Genomic DNA, 4210 nt, shown 5'->3' with positions numbered 1-4210 from the left:
CTGCAGGCCGACGCCGAGCGCAAGCACACCGAAATCATGGCGACCATCAACGAGCAGCGTTCGGTGCTCGAGGGTCGGATCGAACAGCTCAAGACGTTCGAGCGTGAATACCGCGTGCGGCTCAAGTCCTACTTGGAATCTCAGCTCGAAGAGCTCGAGAACAGGTCGTCGGCGTTGCCGGTCGACAATGGCTCGGACAGCTTCAATCAAGACAACCAGTCCTCGGGATACAGCCAGTCGTACGCCAAGGGCAACAACTGATTCTCGACCGCCCCGCTCGCTCAGACGGAAGCCTGCAGTAGCGACCTCGCAGCTGGTCGAGTATCGCTGCGGGGCGCAGCGGGAACGAGGAGTGTCGTGCTTGTCCTGACGCTGTGCTCGGCGGGAGTAGGGTTCGCCCTGCTTGTCATTGCGTTGATGACGGGTTCGGTCATCTGGGCGTGGGGCTGCATCGCGGTCTGTGTGGTCGGTGCGGTTCTGCTTCTCGCGGGTGCGCTCGCGGGCCGCAGGACACCGCCGAACGGCGAATCCGATGGAGTCGCAGGTCAGTAGACCTACTCGGTACTGCGACGAGTGAGATCGATCTTTACACTGAGTGAGTGCGGCGTTGATCCGGCCATCACCGGGGAGCCTTCGGAAGAACAGTGACGACGCCGTTCGCGGATTCGCCACTCAGTAGAACCGAACGGGTGGGCCCGTCACAGCCCGCTGCGAGAGGCGCCGTGTCTTTACCCGATACGGCGCAAACGGGGTGGTACCGCGGTGCCGGCGTACCGATACGCCGTTGTCGTCCCCGTGCCGAGTTATTCGTACCGTTTTCTTTTCAGAAGCGGTCGGCACGGAGGAGCACGAAGTGAGCGCAGCGCCCGAGCAAGATTCGTATCCGCTCGTCGACATGGCAGGTCCACGCGCGGGAGCCGTTTCGTTCCCCGAGTTGGAGAAGAAGGTCCTCGACTTCTGGGCCGCGGACGGTACGTTCCGGGCGAGCGTCGAGGGTCGCGACGGGGCCGAGGAGTTCGTCTTCTACGACGGCCCGCCCTTCGCGAACGGACTTCCCCACTACGGCCACCTGTTGACCGGTTACGTCAAAGACCTCGTCCCGCGCTTCCAGACAATGCGTGGCAAGAAGGTCGAGCGTCGGTTCGGGTGGGACTGCCACGGACTGCCCGCCGAACTCGAAGCCGAGAAGCAACTGGGCATCAAGGACAAGTCCGAGATCGACGAGATGGGTCTCGCGAAGTTCAACGCCTACTGCAAGCAGTCGGTGCTGCAGTACACGGACGAGTGGCGTGACTACGTCACCCGGCAGGCTCGGTGGGTCGACTTCGACAACGACTACAAGACGCTCGACGTCGACTTCATGGAGTCGGTCATGTGGGCGTTCAAGACCCTGTTCGACAAGGGGCTGATCTACCAGGGTTACCGGGTCCTTCCGTACAGCTGGTACGAGCAGACACCGCTGTCCAACCAGGAGACTCGTCTCGACGACGCCTACAAGATGCGTCAGGATCCAGCGGTCACGGTCACCATGCCGTTGTCGGCGCCCGGGTCTCCGGTCGACGGCGCGAGCGCGCTGATCTGGACCACCACGCCGTGGACGTTGCCATCGAACCTGGCTGTTGCTGTGCACCCCAATGTTCGCTACGTGCAGGTCGCGGTGGCCGACGGCACGCGCTACGTGCTCGCGGCCGAACGGCTGACGCATTACGTTCGCGAGCTCGGCGAGAACCCCGAGATCCTCTCCGAACACGCGGGCGCCGAACTGGTCGGGCTGTCCTACACGCCGCCGTACGACTTCTTTCTCGGGCACGAAAACGCGCACCGAGTGCTGGAAGCCGACTACGTCACCACCGACTCGGGTACCGGCATCGTGCACCTCGCCCCCGCGTTCGGTGAAGAGGACATGGACGTCGCGACGGCCAACGGCATCGAGGTCGTTCAGCCGCTCGATCCGGGTGGCAAGTTCACCTCCCTCGTACCGCCGTACGAGGGACTGATGGTGTTCGACGCCAATCCCGTCATCATCAAGGATCTCAAGGCTTCCGGACGGCTGCTCCGGCACGAGACGATCGAGCACTCCTACCCGCACAGTTGGCGCAGCGGGCAGCCGCTGATCTACATGGCCGTGCCGTCGTGGTTCGTGGCCGTCACCAAGTTCCGTGACCGTATGGTCGAGCTCAACCAGGAGATCACCTGGGTGCCGGAGCACATCAAGGACGGTCAGTTCGGCAAGTGGCTCGAAGGTGCCCGCGATTGGAACATCAGCCGAAATCGGTACTGGGGCAGCCCTATCCCGGTATGGACCTCGGACGACCCGGAATACCCGCGGTTGGACGTGTACGGCAGTCTCGACGAACTCGAACGCGACTTCGGCGTGCGCCCGACGGATCTACACCGGCCGTACATCGACGACCTGACGCGGCCGAATCCGGACGATCCGACCGGCAAGTCGACCATGCGGCGCGTTCCGGAGGTCTTGGACTGCTGGTTCGAATCGGGTTCGATGCCGTATGCGCAGGTGCACTTCCCGTTCGAGAACGAGGAATGGTTTTCCACCCACAATCCGGGTGACTTCATCGTCGAGTACAACGGTCAGACCCGAGGGTGGTTCTACACGCTGCACGTTCTCGCGACGGCACTGTTCGATCGTCCCGCGTTCAAGACCGTTGCCGCGCACGGCATCGTGTTGGGCGAAGACGGCCTGAAAATGAGCAAGTCGAAGGGCAACTACCCGGACGTCAAGGAGGTCTTCGACCGGGACGGCAGCGATGCGATGCGCTGGTTCCTGATGTCTTCGCCAATCCTGCGGGGCGGCAATCTCGTCGTCACCGAGCAGGGTATCCGCGAGGGTGTCCGTCAAGCACTGCTGCCGATGTGGAACGCCTGGAGCTTCCTGCAGTTGTATGCGGGTAAGGCCGGTCGCTGGCGCACCGATTCGCAGAACGTCCTCGACCGGTACGTCCTGGCCAAGCTCGCGGCAACTCGCGACGCCATCACCGACGCTTTGGAAACGGACGACATCGCCGGTGCGTGCGACGAGTTGCGGACGTTCTGCGACGCGCTCACCAATTGGTACGTGCGGCGGTCGCGTTCGCGGTTCTGGAATGAGGACGCGGATGCGATCGACACGTTGCACACGGTTCTCGAAGTGTTGACGCGCATCGCGGCACCGTTGCTCCCGCTGGTCAGCGAAGTTATCTGGCGCGGGCTCACCGGCGGGCGTTCGGTGCACCTGACGAATTGGCCGGAGGCGTCGGATCTTCCGTCGGACCCCGAGTTGGTCGGTTCGATGGACGAGGTGCGTTCGGTGTGTTCGACGGTGCTGGGCCTACGCAAGGCACAGAACCTGCGGGTGCGGCTGCCGTTGCCCGAGGTCACCGTCGCAGCCGAAGACGCCGAGCGTCTGCGGCCTTACGCCGACATCATCGCCGACGAGGTGAACGTCAAGAAGGTCGATCTGACGGACGACGTCGCGGTCCACGGCAAGTTCGAGCTCGTCGTGAACGCGCGCGCTGCCGGCCCACGTATCGGCAAGGACGTTCAGAAAGTCATCAAGGCCGTCAAGGCCGGTGAATGGTCGGAGGACGAAGCGGGTGTGGTCACTGCGGCCGGCATCGAACTGTTGCCAAGCGAGTACACCCGCAAGCTCGTCGCGGCCGAGCCGGAGTCGACCGCTGCATTGCCGGGCAACGCCGGTCTCGTCGTACTCGATTCGAGGGTGACTGCCGAACTCGAGGCCGAGGGCTGGGCGAAGGACCGTATTCGCGAGCTGCAGGAGGCGCGCCGAGGACTCGGACTCGACGTGTCGGATCGCATCGACATCGTCGTCGCCGTCCCCGAGGATCGCCAGGCGTGGCTGGACGCACACCGCGAGCTCATCGCGGGCGAGGTTCTTGCGTTGTCGCTGGTTGATGGAGATCTCGGGACCGGCGACGGAGGAGCAGTCGAACTCGGGGAGGGCGTACGCGCACGGATCACTCGCGCACGATGAGTTGCGAAACGTTCGGTCGTAGGTCCGTGAACGGAAGTGTCGGCAGCTCGTGACCGACTCCCGCAGTAGGCGCTGGGTGCTGCATCTCGACATGGATGCGTTCTTCGCGTCGGTCGAAGCGTTGGTCGATCCGAGCCTGCGCAACAAGCCGCTAATAGTCGGTGGCGACGGTGCCCGGGGTGTGGTCGCCTCGTGTTCGTACGAAGCCCGCTTCTACGG

Annotated in this window: 3 protein-coding genes and 1 pseudogene; all 4 read left to right on the top strand. The window is 63.7% G+C overall.

The window, feature by feature from the left end; genetic code table 11:
- A pseudogene (locus tag WBQ44_RS18940) lies at nucleotides 1-261 on the top strand (cell wall synthesis protein); the annotation flags it as partial.
- Between the two features lie 96 nt (nucleotides 262-357).
- Nucleotides 358-552 (top strand): hypothetical protein, encoded by a 195-nt coding sequence (locus tag WBQ44_RS18935; protein ID WP_495568210.1) that lies wholly within the window; start codon nucleotides 358-360, stop codon nucleotides 550-552.
- A gap of 343 nt (nucleotides 553-895) precedes the next feature.
- Nucleotides 896-3991, top strand: a complete 3096-nt coding sequence (gene ileS / locus WBQ44_RS18930; RefSeq protein WP_495568212.1) for an isoleucine--tRNA ligase — start codon at nucleotides 896-898, stop codon at nucleotides 3989-3991.
- Between the two features lie 91 nt (nucleotides 3992-4082).
- Nucleotides 4083-4210 (top strand): Y-family DNA polymerase (locus tag WBQ44_RS18925; protein ID WP_495568211.1); only part of this gene is annotated, 128 nt, incomplete at its 3' end.

This window comes from Rhodococcus sp. (in: high G+C Gram-positive bacteria) (assembly GCF_049591685.1).
GTDB lineage: Bacteria > Actinomycetota > Actinomycetes > Mycobacteriales > Mycobacteriaceae > Rhodococcoides.
The sequence above is the reverse complement of the archived record's forward strand: the minus strand, read 5'-3'. Positions and strand labels throughout refer to the sequence as shown.